We start from the raw sequence: 20,076 nt of genomic DNA on the forward strand, positions 1-20,076 counted from the left end.
ATAGTGCTTAATTTTATAAACACTATATATAGGATTTAAAAAATTAGATGCGTTTACCCTGATTGACCCCTACCTACTCACTACATGTTATACGGTCAAACATTGACCGGGAGTAATTATGGAACAAAAACTTCTTTTCTGGGGAATTTTAGTATTTTTGTTTGCCACCCTGGGAATTGGAATGTGGGCAGCAAAACAAGTAAAAGGAGATAGTGAAAACTATTTGGTTGCTGGAAGAGGGCTAGTCTTACCCCTAGCGGCAGCAACTTTGATGGCGCAGTCGGTAGACTCTAACGCCACTTTGGGCAATACAGATTTGGTGGGGAAATTTGGTTTCTGGGCTGGTGCATCTTTACCCATTGGGTTAGCACTGTGTTTATTTTTAACCGCACTATTTTTTGCCAAACCAATGAACCGCATGGGTTTAATTACCCTGCCAGATTTCTATCGAGTTAAATATAACCGCCAAACTGAAGTAGTAGCATCATTCCTGATGGTGTTGAGTTTTTCCTTTTTGCTAGCTGGTAACTTGGTAGCAGGAGGATATATGTTTGAAGCATTTTTAGGCACCAGTTATACGGCTGGGATAATGCTGCTAGCGATTGTCGTCTTTATCTATACTGCTAGCGGTGGGTTGTTTGCCGTTGCCTATACCGATGCCATTCAAGTAGGAATTGCTTTTGTCGGTTCTTTAGGTTTACTTTTGTTCATTGCTGGCAACTTTGGCTTAAATATTGCTGCTGATACTGGTCCTTTGGCTTTGGCACAACTAAGCGATCCTGCTGCTGGCGCGGCAGTTAATTGGGCGACTCTGTTAGCGTTGGGATTTGGGGATATTGTGGCGATCGATTTTATGGCAAGAATCTTTGCCGCTGACAGTCCCGAAACTGCCCAAAGGGCTTGTCTAATAGGCTGTGTGGGAACTTTAATTATCGGCATTCCGTTTTCGTTGATTGCTCTGTCTGCACCTCAAATTCTCGCTTCGGCCGGGATTACCCCCGATGGACCGCTCCTTTATGCTCTCCTCGATGGTATAGTACCTCCCCTGCTGGGATTATTAGTCATCGTCGCCATTCTTTCCGCGTCTCTTTCTACCGCTGATGGTGCAATTTTGGGTACTTCTTCCGTAATTGCTCATAATATTATTGGTATCCGCCATGACGACCACAACGCAGCAGGAGACAGGCTGTTAATGATTACCCGCGTCATGGCTTTTGTAATTACCACTTTAGGAGTGATTTTTGCTTTAAAAGTTCCTCAAACTGGAGTTCTACTACTGCTAGCTTTCGATCTGGGATTTGCAGGGTTGGTAGTACCCCTAGCAGGTGGAATTTACTGGTCTAAAGCAACTTGGCAGGGTGCCCTATCCTGTATTATTCTGGGTTCGCTGACGCGGCTGATACTATTTGTATTGATGCCTACTACTTTCGGGATCGATAATACACTGTTATATATTCCTAACAGTATTTTTACTGCTGATTTCGATGGTTTCCCCACTATGATTAGTCCTTTGGTGGGATTGGTCGCATTTATTCTCGTCTCCAATATAACTGGAGGAAGTAAAATTACTAGACAGAGCGTGCGGTCTGAAGAAAGAGAAGCTCAATTGTATCGCAGTTAAAATTATGGCGATCACTTCTAGTAATTCTATCCCAAAATATCGGTCAAGAGCACCGATTAAGTAACTTCTGGGCTGAAATTATTACCCAGTAATGATTTCAGCTTGCATTTCACCCCCCCAGGGTTTTACCAAAATAACCAGGTGCACAAAATTAATTACACATTGTTAAAAACTCAAAACCTTACACTGTAAGGGTTACAGAGATTGGGAATAGGTAATTAATTTTGTTTAGGTGCTTAAAATGATCTAAATTCATACTTCAATATCTTGATTAAGCACCTAAACAAAATACTTTATTATCTACCCATAATAAAAGTCATGTACCTCAAATTATGGTTTTTTTATACTTTTTAAAAAGTTAGTAAGAAATACCAAAAAGCGATCGCTTACAGCTCCTAGCGATCGCTTTTTGATTACCCTTCTAATCATTATTGGGGTAATTCATAAATCAATCTAATCGAGCAGGTTAATTTCCAGAGCTGCATCAAAGCTGTGGTATATCGGCTTCAACAGCAGAGCCACAGTATTCAAGTCGGTCAATCTTTAATTCTCGCCCAGAGCGGATGTCTTCCATCGGTGATTTACATTCAGGGCAAGCATATTGACTATCAATCTCAGGCCGATAGTCTTGTTGACACTGATGGCAAAAGGCAATTAAGGGGGTTTCCTGAATCACCAGTTTTGCACCAGACAAAAAGGTGTTGGAAATTTGAGCTTTAAAGGCGAATTCCAAACTCACAGGTTCGACACCAGTGAACTGGCCTACTGTCAGATGGACGCAGGAAATTTTGGGTCGCTCTGGCTGTGCTTGCCACCAATTGCGCAAGGTCACAATTAGTGCCTTGGTCATGTCAGTTTCATGCATTGTTAAAATCCACCTTCAAGTCCACTCTACTAATTCCGGCTGCGCTTCTGGATGAATGTAGGAGGGTTTTTCCTGGCGCGGCAGTTGACCGGATAGCACTAGGTGCCCCATTGTGTCACAGATGACGCGAGTTGCCATCAGGGCAGTGATGTCGCTGATGTCATAGGGCGGTGAGACTTCCACTACTTCCAAACCGCAAACAGGAGCCTGCTGAACTATCTTGCCCAGTAGATACAGAGCTTCCCGGGGGAGCAGTCCGCCCGGTTCGGGCCAGCCTGTACCAGGAACAAAACCAGCATCGATACAGTCAATATCGAAGCTGATATAAATGCAGTCGGTACCGTCTAGTGCCCGTTCGAGGGCAAACTCTACCGCTGCATCCAATCCCATTTCAGTGATATCGGTTACTGTCAGGATATTACTTGCCCGCTCCCGACAAACTTTGACTCCCTGGCGAGGTACTTGCCAACCGCCAATGCCCAATTGCACTAAGTTCTTGGCTGGAGCATTCCTCATGTTAGTTGCATGAAACCAAGGGCAGGTGTGCATCCGCTCATCCAGGTCAGTTTCCTGGGTATCTACATGGCGATCAAAGTGGATAATCCCAACTTTCTTGTCCCCTAAGTGCCGACAAATACCCCGAACGGTAGGAAATCCGATGGAATGATCCCCTCCCAAAATGATGGGAAACGCTCCAGAGCTGAAGATGTGAGCAATGCCCTTAGAAATTTGGTCAAATGACTTTTCGTTGTTGGCTGGAATTGTAAAAATATCTCCCACGTCACAGAGAGTAATTTGCTCTCGTAGGTCAATCCCCAACTCAAAGTTGTAAGGGGTGTACAAAGCAGAAATGCGGCGAATGCCTTGGGGACCAAAGCGGGTTCCAGGGCGATAGGTGGTTCCCGAGTCGTGGGGAACCCCAACAATGGCCACATCGTATGCCTCAACCTGGCGAACATCTTCGAGATAGGGCGCTTTGAGGAAGGTATTGATCCCAGCGTAGTGAGGTAGTTCACCCCGCGAAAAGGTGGGAATGGTGCGATCGCTAATACTCTCTGCCGCTTCCAGCCCGTATTCGAGCCCCTTTGACACCTCCTGCTGCCATCCCGTCAATGGTAGTTGAGCTTCACGCTCCAGGGCACGTTCCGCCTCAGAAGAATTTGAACTGTTACTGCCTGGGCTTTCAAACAAGGGGTTTTCAGAAGAATTTTCAGTCATTTGCACTCCCGAGAAGTTTTCAAAACATCTTAATCAGCGATTTATAGCGTACATTCCGCAGGTTGGAGATGAAAGCTATGGTATTTTTTAACAAAACTTGCTATCCGGGATGGATAGCGAGACGATAACCTACGACGATTCGTGATATAATAAAGTTGGTCGATGACCCGCCTGACTGACTAAAAGGCTACCTTAAAGGTGTAAAAGTACTAGCAGAGCTCAGGGAAGAGACTTGCCCCGGCTGGTTAGCCATAGATGCTGTAATTCCAAGGTGAGTCTGTCGTAACACTATACATCTGCGGAAGGCGGATGTCTGCCTGTGGACGCTGAGTAAGACCAATTCTAGCGCGGCTTTTTGAGGCGTCGGCGGATGAAGCGGGAAACCCTTTTGACGAATAAGACCGTCCCTGATTTGAGTTGAGAATTGGAAGCCCCAACCTCAGCGAAGCAGGTTGGGGTACTTCACACTTCTCACCGATAGGTTCTGAAATGATAAACCTACAGATTTCTTGGGAGCATCCCAATTTGGCAAATCCATGGCTCAAACTAACGAGAGTACTAGGGTTTAAAAACATAATTGAAAGTGTTATGGGCAAAAATGGGATGCTCCCGATTTCTTTTACTTGAGTTCGATCTCAGGGAGTTGGCTAAAAGCTAGGGCATGTCTGCTTGGGTCTAAAAACCCTTGGTGTAGCGATGCAGGGGAGCCAAGGGAGGCAGGGGAAGTAGGGGAAGCAATGATAAATTACCACTGTCTTACACCCTACTTTTCTTGATCGAGTAGTTTGCAGACAAATCCTAGAACTGAAGGAAACTGATTTAATCTAATAAACTTGTGGATTCACACAATAGGGTAATCGCTTACCCAAAAGTCCAGCAATAAGATTATTCACGGCCATCGTAGCCATTTGCGATCGCGTTTGGTACGTTGCACTGCCAATGTGAGGAGTAATGATCAGATTATCCAAGCTCAACAAAGGACTATCCATGGGAATGGGCTCTGGTTTAGTTACGTCCAGAGCAGCCCCAGCGATTTGACCATTGCTTAGAGCTTGGTACAATGCTTCTGGATCTACGATTGCTCCTCGTGCGGTGTTGATCACGATCGCTGAGGATTTCATCAGCTCAAACTGGGGAGTAGTAAATAGATGGTAGGTTTCTTCAGACAGAGCAGTGTGAATGGTAATAAAGTCTGATTCCCTGAGCAGCACGTCGAATTCAGCATACTTTACACCCAAGGATTGTTCTAATTCTGAGTCCCGTCGATGCTGACTGTAATAGAGAATTTCCATATCAAACCCTCGCCCACGACGAGCAACAGCTTGACCAATGCGTCCAAACCCAACAATTCCTAAAGTAGCACCGGTGATGTTTGGTCCTAACAATAAAGTAGGTTCCCAAGTCTGCCAATCACCAGCACGTACAAATTTATCTGCTTCAATCACTCGCCGTGCTGTTGCCATTAGTAACATCCAGGCTAAGTCAGCTGTAGCCTCAGTCAGCACACCAGGAGTATGACCAATGGGGATACCCCGGATGGTGGCAGCAGAGATATCAATGTTGTCGTAACCTACTGCTAATTGGCTGATTACCTTGAGGGATGGTGCAGCTTCGATGATTTGCTTGTCAATGGAATCTGTGAGTAGGCACAGTAAGCCATCGATTTCTTTGACTTTGTTCAGCAATACCTCGTAGGGAGGCGGTTGACGCTCTGGCCAGATTTCCACATTGGCGATTTGGTGGAGTTGTTCGAGTCTGGTATCAGGAAGGCGGCGAGTTATGAAGACTTTGGGTTGAGACATGGGGTGGGTCAGTGCTGAGTAGTTTAGTACTTAGTATTGAGTAGTTTAGTGTAGAAAGGCAAATATAAAGGTATTGTAGTGGGTGATACTCTAGCATAGTGATTCCCTTTAGTTAGACCTGGCTGATTGCATTTTCGCCTCGAACAGGCTGCTTATTATTTAGATGTGGTAGGGCTGTCTGGGTTTGCTAAGTCCTATCCAAAAGAATTATCTGGGGGCATGAAACAACGGGTTGCGATCGCAAGAGCGCTAGCCTGTCATCCTAAAATCCTGCTGATGGATGAACCCTTTGGCGCACTGGATGTAGAAACTAAGGAAACCATGCAACAGTTTCTACTCCAGATTTGGCAGCGAACGGGTTGCACTATATTAATGATTACCCATGATGTAGAAGAGGCTAATTATCCTGACATGATATTAACGGTTGACAGCGATGCAGCGCGGTCTTGGGGAGGCAGCGCGGTCTTGGGGAGGCAGCGCCGCCAAAGGGGGTTCCCCCCACTCGCTATTGCCGTGGTCTCCCCCACTCGCTATTGCCGTGGTTTCCCCCACTCGCTATTGCATCAAGACAGTGAACTATCAACCGTTAAGGGTCAATCGGTCAATCGTCAACGAAAAAAGACATCAACTAATACAAAACAAACCTAACTGCAAATGCGATCGCAAACACTAACCCCTCATTATTGAAAGTATGAAATGTGTGTGAATCGTAGGCCATGACTATCTAATGGGGTGCATCTTTCCTTAAACTTTGACTTAAGCTTTGACTTAAGCTTTTCTGATTAATTATCAGAACTAAACCCATCAATGGCCTCAATCAACCTATCAATTTCATCCGGCTGGGTGAAGTAGTGAACACAGGCACGGACACAGTCTGGGTCTCGGAGAGTTCGTAGCAAAAAGCCTTGCTGCTCCAGAAACTCTACTAAGGTGTTATGGCGCTTGCCATTAGTCAACACAAAGGACACCAGACCAGCTTTGGGAGGTAAAGTAGCCAAACAGCTGACTGCTTCTAATTTCGATAAGCCTTGCCATAGGTATTCACTCAATTGACAAATTTGGTGATAACGTTCCTCAGCAGTTCCCCATTGCTGATGAATTGCGATCGCACTACGTAATCCTCCATACAGGGGATAAGCCGAGGTAGCCACTTCAAATCTCTGTCCATCTGGTTGCCAATCCACAGGTTTCCCAGCTTTATCCAGAATAATCCCCCGCCAACCAATAAATGTAGGATTGAGGCTGCCCAAGGCATCTGGACTCACATAGAGACCTCCCACTCCTGCTGGGCCACACCACCACTTGTGACCGGTAAAGGCATAGAAATCTGCCCCCAGTTCGGTTAAGTTTAACGGCAAAGAACCTACTGACTGAGCTGCATCCACTAGAACCCTCACCAATTGGCTACTCTGATCGTAGTTGTGACACACATGAGTAATATCCTTGACTGGCAATACTTGACCGGTATTCCAAAGTAGATCACTCAATACCACCAATCGGGTCTGAGGTCGTAAGTATTGCTCAATAGTTTTAGTGGGGTCTCCCTGATTTAGAGTTGCCATAATTGGACAAGTAGATACCTCTACCTGATACCGACGGGAAATTTCCTGGGCAGTAGCGATAATGCTTTGGTGTTCACAATCACTCATCAGGATGTGATCACCCGGTTGCCAATCAATCCCCCACATCGCAATATTGCAGCCAACGGTAACATTTTCGGTTAGGGTGATGGTGTCTGCTGATGTCCCCAACTCTGATGCGATCGCACTTCTAGTTTTGTGGGATTCCTCGGTAACCCAGTCATTGACTTTACCAGAGAATGGGCCATAGCGCTGCAGATACTCATAGGCTTGTTGGATAGCATTTAGAGATGCCAGAGGCAGAGTCCCTTGGCCCCCAAAATTGAAATAGGCTTTGTGGGCTAATGCCGGAAATTGCTGTCGGTGGATTTCCCGTGGAGTTGCTGTAGGAGATATACCAGTCATGAGCATTTTAGTCATTCCCGTGGTATTTTATCTTATTAGCCCCGTGGACAAGCTAAAATTTTTTGGATATATTGAACTAAGACATATGTCTTAATTTAAACAGCGCAAATTTAGTGCATTTCTACAGCTCTGCTTGAGCTTGTCAAGTGCATATGTATAAAATTTAAGCAATTCCTCAGTTGACGGTAGCTAACACTAATCCGTTGGTCTTGGGGTTATTTTATTATGTATGCTCCAGTCAACTGACTCTACTACTGTCTTTGGATTAAGTCCATAGCAGTAAGCTAGAACCGGTCTAATTAGCCGTATTAATTATAAAAGTTTTATAAAACTTTTATAAAACTTTTATAAAACTTTTATTTTTTACTAGGTCAATGAAAATCAAACTTGACTAAACTTGAAAAGTTTATTGAATTGAACGTTTTTTGTTGAGTTGACCCTATTGGACAGTCAACAGTCAATAGTAAACCAATAGTCAACAGTCAACAAGTTCATGATTAGATTATAGTGTTAAACACCAATTAATTGAACTATGAGTAAAGTTTTGATTGTTGAAGATAACCTGGCTCAGTTAGAGTTAATGGCTAGATACCTACGGGAAAGTGGTAACACAGTTATTTGTATTGCCGATGCTAAAGATGCTTTGGATAAGGCAGTAACGGAAAAACCTGATGTTATAGTTCTAGATATAGTTATGCCAGGAATGAGTGGCTTTGAGTTGTGCCGCAGCCTGAAGAACCATCGGGATACCACTAGCATTCCCATTGTTATTTGTTCTTCTAAAAATCAGGACATCGACCGTCTATGGGGTATGAAACAAGGGGCTGATGCCTATCTCACCAAACCTTTTTCTAAACAGCAGCTAGTGGACATTGTTAAGTTGGCTGTGGTTTGAGTCATCAGTTGATTCACATCATTTGATTCATAGGAGTCATAACACTAATTAGCCCCTAATAATTTATCTCTTTTAAGAGATAAAAGTAATAGATAAAAATCGATTTAATTTAAATTAATTTATTTCTGTTATTATTATTGCGATTATTTTTTTTTTGTGGCTAGCGATATTACAGGCAACACAGTACTGTCATAAAAATTATAGCATTTATCATCAAATAGGTGAAGTCCACAAGTTTTGGATTTTAGGGAACAGGGAACTTCGGATCAGGGCACAGGGTAAAAATAGGTGTCTGTACCTCATTAATATGAGCTCCGCTATAAAAAAAATAAAATTTATTCTATTTTATTGAAATCACAAAAAATTCAAATAAAAAAAATAATAAGATACTTATAATTTTTTTTATTTTTTTTTAATTAAACTAGTTGGATAGTTACTTAATAATGACAGGTAGACAATTGCGCCCCGTAATCAAGCCAACGACTACCCTCAGAATTTCTTATTCTCAACAAAGCAAAAAATCACGCCTACAATGGTTTTATAACTTACCAGTTAGGAGTAAGCAAATTGTTAGTTTGTTTTCCTCCGAAGTAATCTCTGTGGCTGCACTAATGGGTGTAGGAGCAATATTAATTATATTCGGAGGAAGAGCACAATTACGTGGACAAGCTCAGTCAGAATTGGCTGTCACAGAAATCAACTACAACATTAAAATCAACCAAATGGGGTTTGGTTTCCGTGGTCAATCGGAAAATACTGCTATTATTGAAGCTGCTCTTGCCCATAGTAGAAATCAGTTATTGTCCAAGTCATTAAAGGGACAAGTTAAACAGATTCTCCAGAATGAAGTTAAGGCTCGCCAGATTGAATATGCCACTCTGGTGGACAAAGATTTACGAATTATTGTTAATGCTAATGCTGACCGGAAAGAAGAAAGGTTTGATCCCAATAACCTGGTTAGTCAAGTCCTCAAGCAGTCTCAGCAAATTACAGCCAATCAAATTGTAAGCTGGGAAGAATTAAAAAAAGAATCACCCCCTTTGCCTGAGGGGTTGATCAAGCAAGATGCCCTAAAGCAAGGTGCCCTAATTCGTTACACGGTCACACCAGTAAAAGACCGAAAAACTGACGAGGTGATTGGTGCTTTGGTTTCTGGGGATATTGTTAATGGCAAGGAACCGATTGTCAAGGAAACCCTGAAAACCTTTAACGGAGGCTACAGTGCTGTTTATTTGCGTCAGCCTTCGGGAGAATTTGCTTTAGTAACAGCCTTAGACCAAGGTAAAGCTGCCAATTTGGAGCAAGCCCAATCTGATCTTCCCTTACCTAACCAATCCCTACTTGAGAAAGCTGTTAATGTTGGTAAAGTGGGCGAGTTAGTTACCGACCGTCAGAAGGTAGGAGAGCAAACCTACACCATGGCAGCAAAAGCTCTAATGGATTCTCAGGGAGAACCGGTGGCAGTATTAGTCCGGGGGACTAGCGAATCTGACCTGAATGATTTTCTTACAGGTAGCCTACTGGTACAAGGGTCGATTGGGTTCTTGGCATTAGCAATAGATGTATTTTTGGCAATTCTGCTGGGGCGGTCTATTGCTGAACCGATTAAAAGGCTACACCAGACTACCCATAAATTTGCAGCAGGCGATCGCCAAACCCGTGCTGAGGTAATAGCTACTGATGAACTTGGTCAACTGGCAGATACCTTCAATAAACTTGCTGACAACATCGTATCTAAGGAAGAAGCTCTCGCTCAACAGGCTTTTCTGCAGCAAGCCATAGCGGAGCGCTCCCAGTTATTGGCTGAGTTTACCAGCCTTATTTATAAATCTGTGACATCAGAAAATATCCTCAGTACCTCAGTAGATGGAGTTCGCAGCATCTTGCAAACCGACCGGGTGGTGATCTATAGATTCAATGAAGGGTGGGATAGTGGAACAATCATGGCGGAATCCGTAGCACCTGGTTGGATTCAAGCCATGGGGAAATTTATCAATGACCCATTGCGGCCAGGGTCTGTGGATCGGTTCAGAAGCGGGCGAGTTTGGGTTTGCCATAACGTTTATGAAGCTAGCTTAACGGGCTGCCACTGTGAGATTCTCGAACGGCTACAGGTCAAAGCCAACATAGTTGCGCCCATTTTGCATGAGGAGGAACTGGTAGGTTTATTATGTGCTCACCAGTGTTCTGAGCCACGGGACTGGCAGCCAGAAGAGGCGGATTTATTAAAGCAATTGGCGATTCAGATTGGCTTTGCCCTCAACCAAGCTGATCTGTTTGAACAGTTACAACAAGCACGAGTAGACGCGGACTTAGCGCTAAAGAAAGCAGCATCAACCTCTGACCAAATCGAACAAGCACGCCGGGCGGCGGAGTTAAATGCTATTGAACAACGTCAGCAAAAAGAAGCACTCCAGCACCAAGTACTGGAACTTTTGTATAATGTGGAAAATGCTGCCAAGGGAGACCTCACAGTCCGGGCGGAAGTGGGTGAGGGGGAAATTGGTACAGTGGCGGACTTCTTCAATGCCCTGATTGAAAGTTTGCGGCAAATTGTGATCCAGGTCAAACTTGCCTCGACCCAAGTTAATACTGCTGTTGCTGCTGATGAACAGGCAGTGGGTGAATTAGCCCAGCAAGCCATCGAGCAGTCAGATAAGGTTACCAACACTCTAAGCTCTATTGAGCAGATGATGTACTCGATTGAAGCCGTCTCAAAAAATGCCCGCCAAGCAGCAGACGTTTCTCACATCGCCTCAAACGCTGCCCTTACTAGTGGGCAAGCCATGGATAGCACAGTTAAGACTATTGTAAATTTGCGAGAGACTGTAGTCAACACAGCAAAAAAAGTAAAGCTGCTAGGGGAATCTTCTCAGGAGATTGCTAAAGTAGTGGGGTTGGTACAGGAAATAGCCGTACAGACTAGTTTACTGTCAGTCAATGCTGGGATTGAAGCGAGCCGTGCGGGAGAAGAGGGAGAAGGGTTCCGAGTGGTTGCGGAACAAGTGGGTAGACTAGCAACCCAGTCAGCCAATGCCATCAAAGACATTGAACAGGTGATTGACACCATTCAGCAGGAAACCCAAGAGGTGGTCAAAGCCATGGAAGACGGAAAAAAACAAGTGGTTGATGGAACCCAAATGGTTTTCAAGGCTAAACAGAGCCTAGAAGAAATTGTTGCCGTCTCCCATGAGATTGACCAGTTAGTCCAATCTATTTCTAACGCCACAGTTTCCCAAGCCAAAACATCTCGGGAGGTTACTGACTTAATACAGGAAATTGCTGCCACCTCCCGACAAACCTCTCATTCTTCTGGCGAAGTCTCTCAATCCCTACGAACAACTGTCGAGGTTGCCCAGAAGTTGCAGATGTCTGTTGGTCAATTTAAGATTGGTGACGAATAGCTGAGGAGCTGACGAGGTCAGAAGCAATCTTTTACATTTCCCCTTGTGCCTAGAAGCCTTTTGCCATTAGTCAATGTGCTTTTCGAGAGTACCCGCCAAGGTACTTTTGGGGACTGCACCCACCACCATATCTACTCGTTGACCTCCCTTGAAAATCATCAACGTTGGTATACTGCGGATACCATAATCACCTGCCACCTTAGGATTTTCGTCGGTGTTCAGCTTAACGACTTTGAGCTTACCCTCGTACTGGTCTGCTATCTCATCCACCACCGGAGACACCATCCGACAGGGACCGCACCAAGGTGCCCAAAAATCTACCAATACTGGGGTGTCGCTATCAAGTACCTCTGCCTGAAAGGTCGAGTCTGTAACTGGGGCGGCTTTTGACATGCCTGGAAATCCTTGCGAATACTTTTGCTACGTACCTACGAAATTTTACCATAGTCACAACACTGATTAAATATCTTGGGCAAAAGTTGACACTCTCATGGGGCCGGAACAGCAGGTGACGCGGTTACAAGTTACAGGTTGAAGGTTACAGGTTAAAGGTTACAGGTTGAAGGTTACAGGTTGAAGGTTACAGGTTAAAGGTTACAGGTTGAAGGTTACAGGTTGAAGGTTACAGGTTGAAGGTTGCAGGTTGAAGGTTATAGGTTGAAGGTTACAGGTTACAGGTTACAGGTTACAGGTTATCGTCTCAACCTTGGCTTTTCGGCCACGCGCTTCGCAGCAAAGCGGGACGAAGTCCATCGCGTTCAACCTTGGCTTTTCGGCCACGCGCTTCGCAGCAAAGCGGGACGAAGTCCATCGCGTTCAACCGGCGTTGCGTCAGTCTTTGAATGAATAGGAGTAGAGTGGGCATCCTGCCCGCCCCAAAAGATCAAGGGACAGGCAAGATGCCTATTCCACAGGTGCGACCCTAGGCCGCGAGGGATTGCTCGCGGCCTAGGAGGCGCGCACCTAAACACTCTTAAAATCATTCCATTATTAAGCAACGCCGTTCAACCTACCCTACACCGAACGCCAAAGGCGAACAACCAAACAACCTTGGCCAAAAGGCCACGCGCTTCGCAGCAAAGCGGGACGAAGTCCATCGCGTTCAACCAAACAACCTTCAACCAAACAACCTTCAACCAAACAACCTTCAACCAAACAACCTTCAACCAAACAACCTTCAACCAAACAACCTTCAAAATGAGCAAAATAAGGAACCGCCCGAACTATGTCCGGGCGGAGTGTGGTGTGAGGAGTGAACGGAAACATTTGTCTCCGCTTTTTCCATTGTATGTCACCGTTTATTTTTTTTCAGCAATTTCCATGCCAGTCGAAAAATTTTGACGATTGGCGGTGGTCGCAATAAGTATATATACTCAGCGCTTGAATTATTGAGCTTGAACTATTGAGCTTGAGCTATTGACAACAGTTGTTCGTGAACTTTAGAAACCTGCAGAAAAGCTGTTAAAGTTGTCAATACCATAATATTTTGTAATTGTCAATGCTAAAGTTTCAATTTTCAATTGATGAACAACCAAGAATGATAAGTATTCAACTGGACACTATATTATTTCCCCATACCTAACTGCTGAGCTTTCTGGTATACTTTACCTTCTGTTAGCAGAGAAGGAGCAATCACTACTTCCACTTGTTGCATTTCTTTGAGGTTTTTTGCTCCGAGGGTTCCCATACTGGTTTTCAATGCTCCCAAAAGGTTGTGGGTGCCATCATCCATTTGGGCTGGTCCAGTCAGAATTTGCTCAAGTGTGCCAGTGCTGCCGACTTTAATTCGTGTCCCACGGGGTAGCACGCTGGAAGGGGTTGCCATCCCCCAATGAAATCCTTGTCCGGGAGCTTCTTTGGCACGGGCGAAAGGAGAACCAATCATCACCCCATCAGCACCACAAGCAATACACTTACAGATGTCACCTCCTGTAATTAAACCGCCATCAGCAATCACTTGCACATAGTTACCGGTTTCGAGATAGTAGTCGTCACGGGCAGCAGCGCAATCTGCAACTGCTGTTGCCTGAGGTACACCGACACCCAAGACCCCCCGAGAGGTACAAGCAGCACCAGGACCAATACCCACCAAGACAGCAGTTGCCCCAACTTTCATCAAATTGAGGGCAACGTCGTAGGTCACGCAATTCCCCAAAATTACTGGCATGGGCATATCCTGACAAAACTGTCCCAAATCCAGGGGATTGATAGACTCTGGTGACAGGTGAGCTGTTGAAACGACTGTTGCTTGAACAAACATTAAATCAGCACCAGCTTCTGCCACTACCTGACTATATTTACTGGCTCCAGCAGGGGTGAGACTCACAGCTGCAATACCACCTTGGTCCTTTATTTCCCGAATTCGCTGGGTAATCAATTCTGGTTTAATCGGTGAACTATAAAGTTCCTGCATCAGGGGGACAAACTCAGAATTTCCCACCGAAGCAATGCGGTCTAGAATAGGTGATGGGTCAGCATAACGGGTTTGAATCCCTTCTAAGTTGAGAACCCCCATTGCCCCAATTTGGGACAACTTGACTGCCATGGACACATCAATCACCCCATCCATAGCGCTGGCGATAATGGGAATTTCCCGTTCAATACCACCAATACGCCAGCGAGTATCAGCCAAACTGGGATCGAGTGTCCGCTGTCCGGGAACAAGTGCAATTTCATCGATGCCGTAGGCTCTGCGAGCTATCTTACCTCGCCCAATTTGAATATCCACGCTGTTTTTCTTCCGAGATTATTTTAGCTAGGTTATCAAATTGGAGCGAAGATTGCTCGAACTATACAAAGAAACTATGAATTGTGAAGCATGAAGTATCAATTATGAATTCTTAATACTTCAGGTGCGACCCGTGGCGAATGTAATTCTTAATGGGTCAAGGGCACTTTAGCCTTTCCCTGATTTAGGTTTCTTGATGCTTGGGTGGGTAAGGTGGTTTTTTTCGGTAAGGTTTGAGGTTGCTGCTGGCTGTGATGGGATGATATCCGTGGTCGGGGTTTTCTTATCCTTTGGTGTGATTGTATTACTGGTGATTGTGCTACTGTTGTGAGTCATCATCTGGCGGATTTGACTAATCAACTCCCCTAGCTTGCCTTCCTCTAACAAACCATTAATCATTGATAAGCCACTGGTAGACAGTAGTAGTTTGTTGATGTCACCTACACTGCTAGCTCCGTTACCATTATTGCCATTGACACCGGGGAAGGAGTAAATCCGAGTATCTCCCAAAATTCCTGGCTGGGGAGCCAAGGCTTTGGCAATTTCTGGTAGTTGATTTGCCAACTCTGGCCATATGGTAGTGATGATTTTAGCAGTTAGCTGAGCATCGCTGATGGAATTTTCGGCTTCGATCAGGGATCGTTTACCTTCTGCCTCTGCCAAGGCTTTATCCCGATTTGCGTCTGCTAGGGTGCGGATCGACTCAGCTTCTAGTTCTGCTGCTTGTCTGGCTGCTTCAGCTTGACGAGACCGGCGGAATACATCGATTTCCACCACGTTTTGCTCACCAATCCGCCGTTGTTCGGCTTCTTGTTCAGCAGCAATCATAGAAAGGCGTTGTTGCCGTTCGGCCTCTTCTACTTCCTTAGCCGTGGCTACAGCGGCTTCAGCTTGAGCTCGTTCGGCTTCGGAATTGAAGCGATCGCGTTCTTTTTCAGAAATTGCGATCGCAGCGTCTTGTTGAGCAATTTTTGACTCTCGTTCTGCTTCTGCCAATTCTACCTGAGAATTAAGCAACGCAGCATCGACGGTTTTCTGACGAGTAACTTCAGCTACTTCTGCTTCCTGTTTTTGCAGGATTTGTGCCACCTTGAGGGCTTTATTCCGTTCTTCTAATTCAATATCTGCCTGAATTTTCTTAGCTTGGACTCCCAGCTGTTGTTGAATCTTTTCCTCTTCTAAGGTTTTCTGACGATTAATTTCTGCCAATTCAGCTTCTTGTTTTTGCAGGGTTTGTGCTACCTTAAGGGCTTTATTCCTTTCCTCTAGGGTGATATCGGCTTCAATTTGGCTTTGCTGCAAGGCCAGTAGTTTCCGAATTTCTTCCTCTTCTACAGACTTATTCTGTAAAATTTTAGTCCGCTGAATTGTGGCTGCTTCTGTGGCTTTAGCTTCTTCGATTTCCCGCTCACGCTGGGCTTTTAGGGCTTCAACCTCAAGCTTTTGACCCAGTTTCGCTTCTTCTTGTTCTTGGGCAATGCGTAGGGATTGCTTTTCAGCGTTGAGTTCTTTCTCTTCAATGGCAACTTTGGTATTTAGCTCAACTTCAGTTTTTTGCTGAATTGATTTTTGAATAGTTTCCGTGCGCAGACGTACTCCTTGGGCATCAAAGAAGTTATTCGTATCGTAGGTATCACTTTCTTCTATCTCAGAAATCGCGATATTATTGAGGGTTAATCCGACTTTTCTTAAGTCTTGCTGAATTAAATTCAACACTTCATCAGCAAATCCTAATTTATCGGAATCAATTTCTGCCAAATTCTTTTTCTTGGCTGCTGCTCTAATAGCATCATCCGCCCGTTTTTCGATAGCTTCTTTAATATCTTCGGGGGAAATTTTACCTTCACGAGATAGTCGTTGGGCAGCGGTAATCACATCGTCTTCATTGGCATTGATACAGACATAAAAGGTTACCCGCATATTAGCCCGCAGGTAATCTTGGGTCCGAACTGCTAGGTTACCGGTTCGCTCAACATCAATAGAAATTTCTCTGAGTGGGATACGGGTAAGTTCATGAAATCCTGGCAAAACCACACACCCGCCACTGAGAATAACCGTTTTCTTTTTGACAAAGACACCACCTGTCCGCAAAAATGCTTCGTTGTTGGGGGTGATGACATAAACTCTGGTGTAAGCCCAGATGCTTAATAGCAATAATACAATCAGACCTCCAATTACACCGGGGAAAAATAGAATTCCAGGAGGAAGCTGGGCTATAGATGACTGTACCGGAACAGTTTGCACTGTTGTTGTATTCATCGATGAGTTTGACATGGCTAAATCGATTTGCTGATAAATGGAGCTCTATATACTAATCAGGGAAAATCAGAAAATTTATGATAATCTTGACGAACTGATATACATCACAGCAGGTTGTGGGCCTTTGCTGACTAATAAGCATTGTCAAACCAGGCTTGCTGATCAGCACTATCTTTAAGCACTACGAGATAGTTATGATGGTGTCGGTCAATCACTAACACTTTGTTCCCCCGTTTAGGAGTAACTGTTGCCCAATTTGGTAAGGTGGCATTGACTGTAACTAAATTACGAGCTGGATCTAGGACATCGACTTGACCGATTTTGCCTTGGTTTTCCTTGGGAAGGGTGGCAGATGAAACTGTACCTTGACAGCCAATTAAGCGATCGCTACTGGTATCTTCTCCAAAGGAGGCGAAAATTTTTCCTATCGGTCGAGAGATGAATCCTCCGGTAACTAGGGTCAGGAACAATGACATTACTGATACCACCCCTGCCAAAAACCCAGTGGGAATACTGCCAGTAACACCACCAATCATGACATTGAACATCCAGCCGAAAAGTCCCAAAAGACTACAGTCTGTTGCCAAGAGTAAAATTAGGGGGGCTTTGCCGATACCTACCCATCCTAGAATTTCAATACCACCTAAATCATCATCGGCATCAGTATCTGTATCAGTACCGACATCCACATCTACATTGAGATCCACATCTAGATCTAGATCTGCATCTATATCAATGTCATCGTCTCCGCCACCAGAAACAATGACTAACAGAAACAGTAGAACTCCCATACCCAAAAAGATCCAGTAGGGGAGGTTGGCTAGGTTAAATAGCATGGGTGTATGCGATCGCGTTTTTTGAATGAATTGTTGCTCTATATATTCAGCCTAACGACTGCTTTCTTGGAAATCGGGAAAATGTATAGTATTTTTAATGTTCTTGAAAGATTAACCATTAGCCGATATTCCGGACTTTAAAGTCTCACAATCACAATTAACTGAGAAAGGAATAGAAGGCTATCGCTGATCCGAGAATGTATAGCAAATACCCAGGAGTGCAACAACACTGGTTTGTGGTAGAAAGTCAGAAGCCCAAGGAGTCTGACCTAAAGCAACTGCAGAAGAAACTTAGCCATTGCAACACCCCACTGGCAAACCAAACTACAGAAATTGAGCGTGCAAGAGTTGGCCTGTGAGCCAGATGCATGGGCTGGTCTCGATCAATTTGAACAGCGCTTACCCTGGCATCGACTGGAGACCCGCACTGTGGTGTCGAAACCCCACTATCAGAAACGGGGCAAGCCCAAAGCTCGAACCCAACCGAACGACATCACCTATCACGTTCAAGCCCACGGCAGTCGCTCATGGCGGAAAACCCCAAGACCGCTTAGGTGCGCTTGACCCGTAATTAAATTCGCCACGGGTCGCACCTCTGCATCGCTTTAGAAATTTTATCTAGAAAATCTTGCCTTTTTTATTCATTATTTTCTCCATAGCCGTAAGTTTATTTTTTCGGATAAAAATAATTTTTAAGGCTTGCTTTATAGTGATATAAATAATTTTTTTTTCACAACTTTGCTATTTCGTTATTAAATTAACTGATTTTTTTAATATCAATAAATTAATAAAAATCCCTGATTTTCGGAGTTTATCTATTTTTATAACCCTCTTTTTACCTATAATTTTCTGTTGACTTTCTCTTTTTTAAGCAGATAATTGTATTTCGGCTAATTTCCAAGATATGACTAGCTTGAGTTTTTCCCATGGCATCGTCAATAGCACTCATGACTTTTGTTCTTAAATCGTAACTGTCAGAAACTAGGCTTTTATTAATTAATTAATAACCATTGACTTGATGACTAGTATGTCCTATTATTTGCTTCGACTGCTATAGGACGGAACAATTTGAGGGTTGGTAAACAGTAGTAAAAAGTTTAACAAAGTCTAACAATCTCTAGAATTATTTGTTAGACTTAAATAATGGCATTAGTACCAATCCGTAAGGCGGTCGAACTTACGGGACTCTCCAGGAACACCTTAAGGAAGTACGCAGACAATGGCACGATCAAATCTGAAAGAACCCCAAGCGGATACAGGCTCTTTGACACAGGTAGTCTCCAACGCCTTGGGAAAAGCCAAGGAATTCAACGGGCTACAATCTGTTACTGCCGAGTCAGTAGTAGCAAACAATTTGACGACCTTGCCAGACAAGTTGCCTACATGCACTCCCTCTTCCCGCAAGCAGAAATCATCCAGGACATCGGTTCAGGACTTAACTACAAACGCTTTGGTCTTAGAACCATACTGGAGCGACTTATGCGCTGTGATCAGCTCACGATTGTTGTTGCCTGTAGAGACAGACTTACCCGATTTGGGTTTGAACTCATTGAGTACTTGGTTAGAAGTTACCGTAAGAGTAGTGCAGCCTTTATAGTTGGTAAATTATGCAGCATAGGGTAAAGGTTTTGTAGTAAGGCTGCACTACTCTAAGGTTTCATCTCCGGTCAGTCTCAACGGTGGAAAAATCTTGGTTCTCGACCAACCTGAAAGTTGTCCAGAATCCGAGCTTACCGCAGATCTTCTCTGAATCATTCACGTCTTCTGTTGCCTTGTCCACGGACTCAGGAAGTACGGGTCAAAAATCAAAAAAGATCCGGATATTCCTGGATGCACAGCAGAGGGCGACTGTCCGTAAGTGGTTCGGAGTGTCCCGGTATGTTTTTAATAAAACCGTCAAAATACTGCAAAATGGCGAAATAAAAGCTAACTGGAAAGCCCTTAAAACCGGAATATTGCATGGTCTTCCTGAATGGTGCGGGACAGTGCCTTATCAGATTAAATCCATAGCGATTAAGGATGCTTGCACTGCTGTTAGGGAGGCGAAGAAAAAATCTAAGAAGACTGGGCAAATTAACCGAGTTCGATTTAGGTCTCGTAAGAATCCAGTTCAGTCTTGTTATATCCCGAAGTCAGCTGTCTCAGACAAAGGTGTTTATCACACAAAACTAGGTAGATTGACCTTTGCTGAGACAGTCCCCGATCAGATTGGGGACTGTCGATTAACTAGCACCAATGGGAACTACTACTTAACAGTTCCCCACAAGACAACTCAAATTAAGACCGAAAACCAAGGTATAGTAGTGGCTTTAGACCCCGGTGTTAGGACATTTTTGCTGGGGGGGCGACAAGCGGCCTGTAACCCTTGATATATATTAAATTGAGCGAATTATGGTAAAAAAAGATAGGTCATAAATTGTCAATACGACCTACCAATCGAGAATGATACAAGAATTATATCAA

General features: G+C 44.3%; 14 protein-coding genes and 2 pseudogenes. 7 read left to right on the forward strand and 9 right to left on the reverse strand.

Annotated features, from left to right (window positions below):
• Positions 1-118 precede the first annotated feature (118 nt).
• Positions 119-1,621, forward strand: a complete 1,503-nt coding sequence (locus tag F6K63_RS17595; RefSeq protein ID WP_287253130.1) for a high affinity choline transporter 1 — start codon at positions 119-121, stop codon at positions 1,619-1,621.
• A 484-nt stretch (positions 1,622-2,105) separates the two neighbouring features.
• On the opposite strand, the gene hypA is transcribed toward F6K63_RS17595, so the two are convergent.
• The 3 genes from hypA to F6K63_RS17610 all read right to left on the reverse strand — a co-directional run bounded on the left by hypA (position 2,106) and on the right by F6K63_RS17610 (position 5,506).
• Entirely contained in the window at positions 2,106-2,486 is a 381-nt protein-coding gene (hypA, locus tag F6K63_RS17600; protein ID WP_287248705.1) for a hydrogenase maturation nickel metallochaperone HypA, read from the reverse strand.
• Positions 2,487-2,501: 15 nt separating this feature from the next.
• A complete protein-coding gene (gene speB / locus F6K63_RS17605; protein WP_287248703.1) occupies positions 2,502-3,704 on the reverse strand; it encodes an agmatinase in 1,203 nt (400 codons plus the stop codon).
• A gap of 824 nt (positions 3,705-4,528) precedes the next feature.
• Positions 4,529-5,506 carry a 2-hydroxyacid dehydrogenase gene (locus F6K63_RS17610; protein ID WP_287312778.1) on the reverse strand — a complete coding sequence of 326 codons (978 nt, stop codon included), beginning with the start codon at positions 5,504-5,506 and terminating at the stop codon, positions 4,529-4,531.
• 135 nt (positions 5,507-5,641) lie between these two features.
• Here F6K63_RS17610 and F6K63_RS17615 point away from each other — a divergent pair.
• Positions 5,642-5,905 (forward strand): annotated as a pseudogene (locus F6K63_RS17615) (ATP-binding cassette domain-containing protein); the annotation flags it as partial.
• Positions 5,906-6,288: 383 nt separating this feature from the next.
• Here the strand turns inward: F6K63_RS17615 and F6K63_RS17620 are convergent.
• Positions 6,289-7,491, reverse strand: coding sequence for an aminotransferase class V-fold PLP-dependent enzyme (locus F6K63_RS17620; protein ID WP_008191495.1), 1,203 nt, complete (start codon positions 7,489-7,491; stop codon positions 6,289-6,291).
• A gap of 532 nt (positions 7,492-8,023) precedes the next feature.
• Here F6K63_RS17620 and F6K63_RS17625 point away from each other — a divergent pair.
• Entirely contained in the window at positions 8,024-8,386 is a 363-nt protein-coding gene (locus tag F6K63_RS17625) for a response regulator transcription factor (protein ID WP_008191493.1), read from the forward strand.
• Positions 8,387-8,829: 443 nt separating this feature from the next.
• The gene (locus F6K63_RS17630; RefSeq protein WP_287312779.1) at positions 8,830-11,790 is read left to right on the forward strand and encodes a methyl-accepting chemotaxis protein; all 2,961 of its coding nucleotides are present in this window, start codon (positions 8,830-8,832) and stop codon (positions 11,788-11,790) included.
• Between the two features lie 66 nt (positions 11,791-11,856).
• On the opposite strand, the gene trxA is transcribed toward F6K63_RS17630, so the two are convergent.
• From trxA to F6K63_RS17655, 5 genes are all read right to left on the reverse strand, one after another.
• On the reverse strand, positions 11,857-12,183 hold the full coding sequence (trxA, locus tag F6K63_RS17635) for a thioredoxin (protein WP_071102491.1): 327 nt from the start codon (positions 12,181-12,183) through the stop codon (positions 11,857-11,859).
• Between the two features lie 621 nt (positions 12,184-12,804).
• Positions 12,805-13,056, reverse strand: coding sequence for a Cys-every-fifth RiPP peptide CefA (locus F6K63_RS37295; protein ID WP_353813045.1), 252 nt, complete (start codon positions 13,054-13,056; stop codon positions 12,805-12,807).
• Between the two features lie 298 nt (positions 13,057-13,354).
• Positions 13,355-14,518 (reverse strand): GuaB3 family IMP dehydrogenase-related protein, encoded by a 1,164-nt coding sequence (locus tag F6K63_RS17645; RefSeq protein WP_287312781.1) that lies wholly within the window; start codon positions 14,516-14,518, stop codon positions 13,355-13,357.
• Between the two features lie 168 nt (positions 14,519-14,686).
• The gene (locus F6K63_RS17650) at positions 14,687-16,792 is read right to left on the reverse strand and encodes a flotillin family protein (RefSeq protein ID WP_287312782.1); all 2,106 of its coding nucleotides are present in this window, start codon (positions 16,790-16,792) and stop codon (positions 14,687-14,689) included.
• 116 nt (positions 16,793-16,908) lie between these two features.
• Positions 16,909-17,613 carry an OB-fold-containig protein gene (locus tag F6K63_RS17655; protein ID WP_008191480.1) on the reverse strand — a complete coding sequence of 235 codons (705 nt, stop codon included), beginning with the start codon at positions 17,611-17,613 and terminating at the stop codon, positions 16,909-16,911.
• 333 nt (positions 17,614-17,946) lie between these two features.
• Here F6K63_RS17655 and F6K63_RS17660 point away from each other — a divergent pair, with 333 nt between their 5' ends.
• The 3 genes and pseudogenes from F6K63_RS17660 to F6K63_RS17670 all read left to right on the forward strand — a co-directional run.
• Positions 17,947-18,177, forward strand: coding sequence for a hypothetical protein (locus tag F6K63_RS17660; RefSeq protein ID WP_131826843.1), 231 nt, complete (start codon positions 17,947-17,949; stop codon positions 18,175-18,177).
• A 579-nt stretch (positions 18,178-18,756) separates the two neighbouring features.
• Complete coding sequence (locus F6K63_RS17665) at positions 18,757-19,236, forward strand: IS607 family transposase (protein ID WP_008191475.1); 480 nt, start codon at positions 18,757-18,759, stop codon at positions 19,234-19,236.
• Positions 19,237-19,292: 56 nt separating this feature from the next.
• A pseudogene (locus F6K63_RS17670) lies at positions 19,293-19,949 on the forward strand (helix-turn-helix domain-containing protein); the annotation flags it as partial.
• Positions 19,950-20,076 lie beyond the last annotated feature (127 nt).

Source organism: Moorena sp. SIO1G6 (assembly GCF_010672795.1).
Taxonomy (GTDB): Bacteria; Cyanobacteriota; Cyanobacteriia; order Cyanobacteriales; family Coleofasciculaceae; genus Moorena; species Moorena producens.

Excerpts from the sequence above, each read along its gene's own strand:
- F6K63_RS17665 (WP_008191475.1), top strand. The coding sequence starts at position 18,757 with ATGGCATTAGTACCAATCCGTAAGGCGGTCGAACTTACGGGACTCTCC.
- F6K63_RS17610 (WP_287312778.1), bottom strand. The coding sequence starts at position 5,506 with ATGTCTCAACCCAAAGTCTTCATAACTCGCCGCCTTCCTGATACCAGA.
- F6K63_RS17655 (WP_008191480.1), bottom strand. The coding sequence starts at position 17,613 with ATGCTATTTAACCTAGCCAACCTCCCCTACTGGATCTTTTTGGGTATG.
- F6K63_RS17620 (WP_008191495.1), bottom strand. The coding sequence starts at position 7,491 with ATGACTGGTATATCTCCTACAGCAACTCCACGGGAAATCCACCGACAG.
- speB (WP_287248703.1), bottom strand. The coding sequence starts at position 3,704 with ATGACTGAAAATTCTTCTGAAAACCCCTTGTTTGAAAGCCCAGGCAGT.
- F6K63_RS37295 (WP_353813045.1), bottom strand. The coding sequence starts at position 13,056 with ATGTTTCCGTTCACTCCTCACACCACACTCCGCCCGGACATAGTTCGG.
- hypA (WP_287248705.1), bottom strand. The coding sequence starts at position 2,486 with ATGCATGAAACTGACATGACCAAGGCACTAATTGTGACCTTGCGCAAT.
- trxA (WP_071102491.1), bottom strand. The coding sequence starts at position 12,183 with ATGTCAAAAGCCGCCCCAGTTACAGACTCGACCTTTCAGGCAGAGGTA.
- F6K63_RS17630 (WP_287312779.1), top strand. The coding sequence starts at position 8,830 with ATGACAGGTAGACAATTGCGCCCCGTAATCAAGCCAACGACTACCCTC.
- F6K63_RS17650 (WP_287312782.1), bottom strand. The coding sequence starts at position 16,792 with ATGTCAAACTCATCGATGAATACAACAACAGTGCAAACTGTTCCGGTA.
- F6K63_RS17595 (WP_287253130.1), top strand. The coding sequence starts at position 119 with ATGGAACAAAAACTTCTTTTCTGGGGAATTTTAGTATTTTTGTTTGCC.
- F6K63_RS17625 (WP_008191493.1), top strand. The coding sequence starts at position 8,024 with ATGAGTAAAGTTTTGATTGTTGAAGATAACCTGGCTCAGTTAGAGTTA.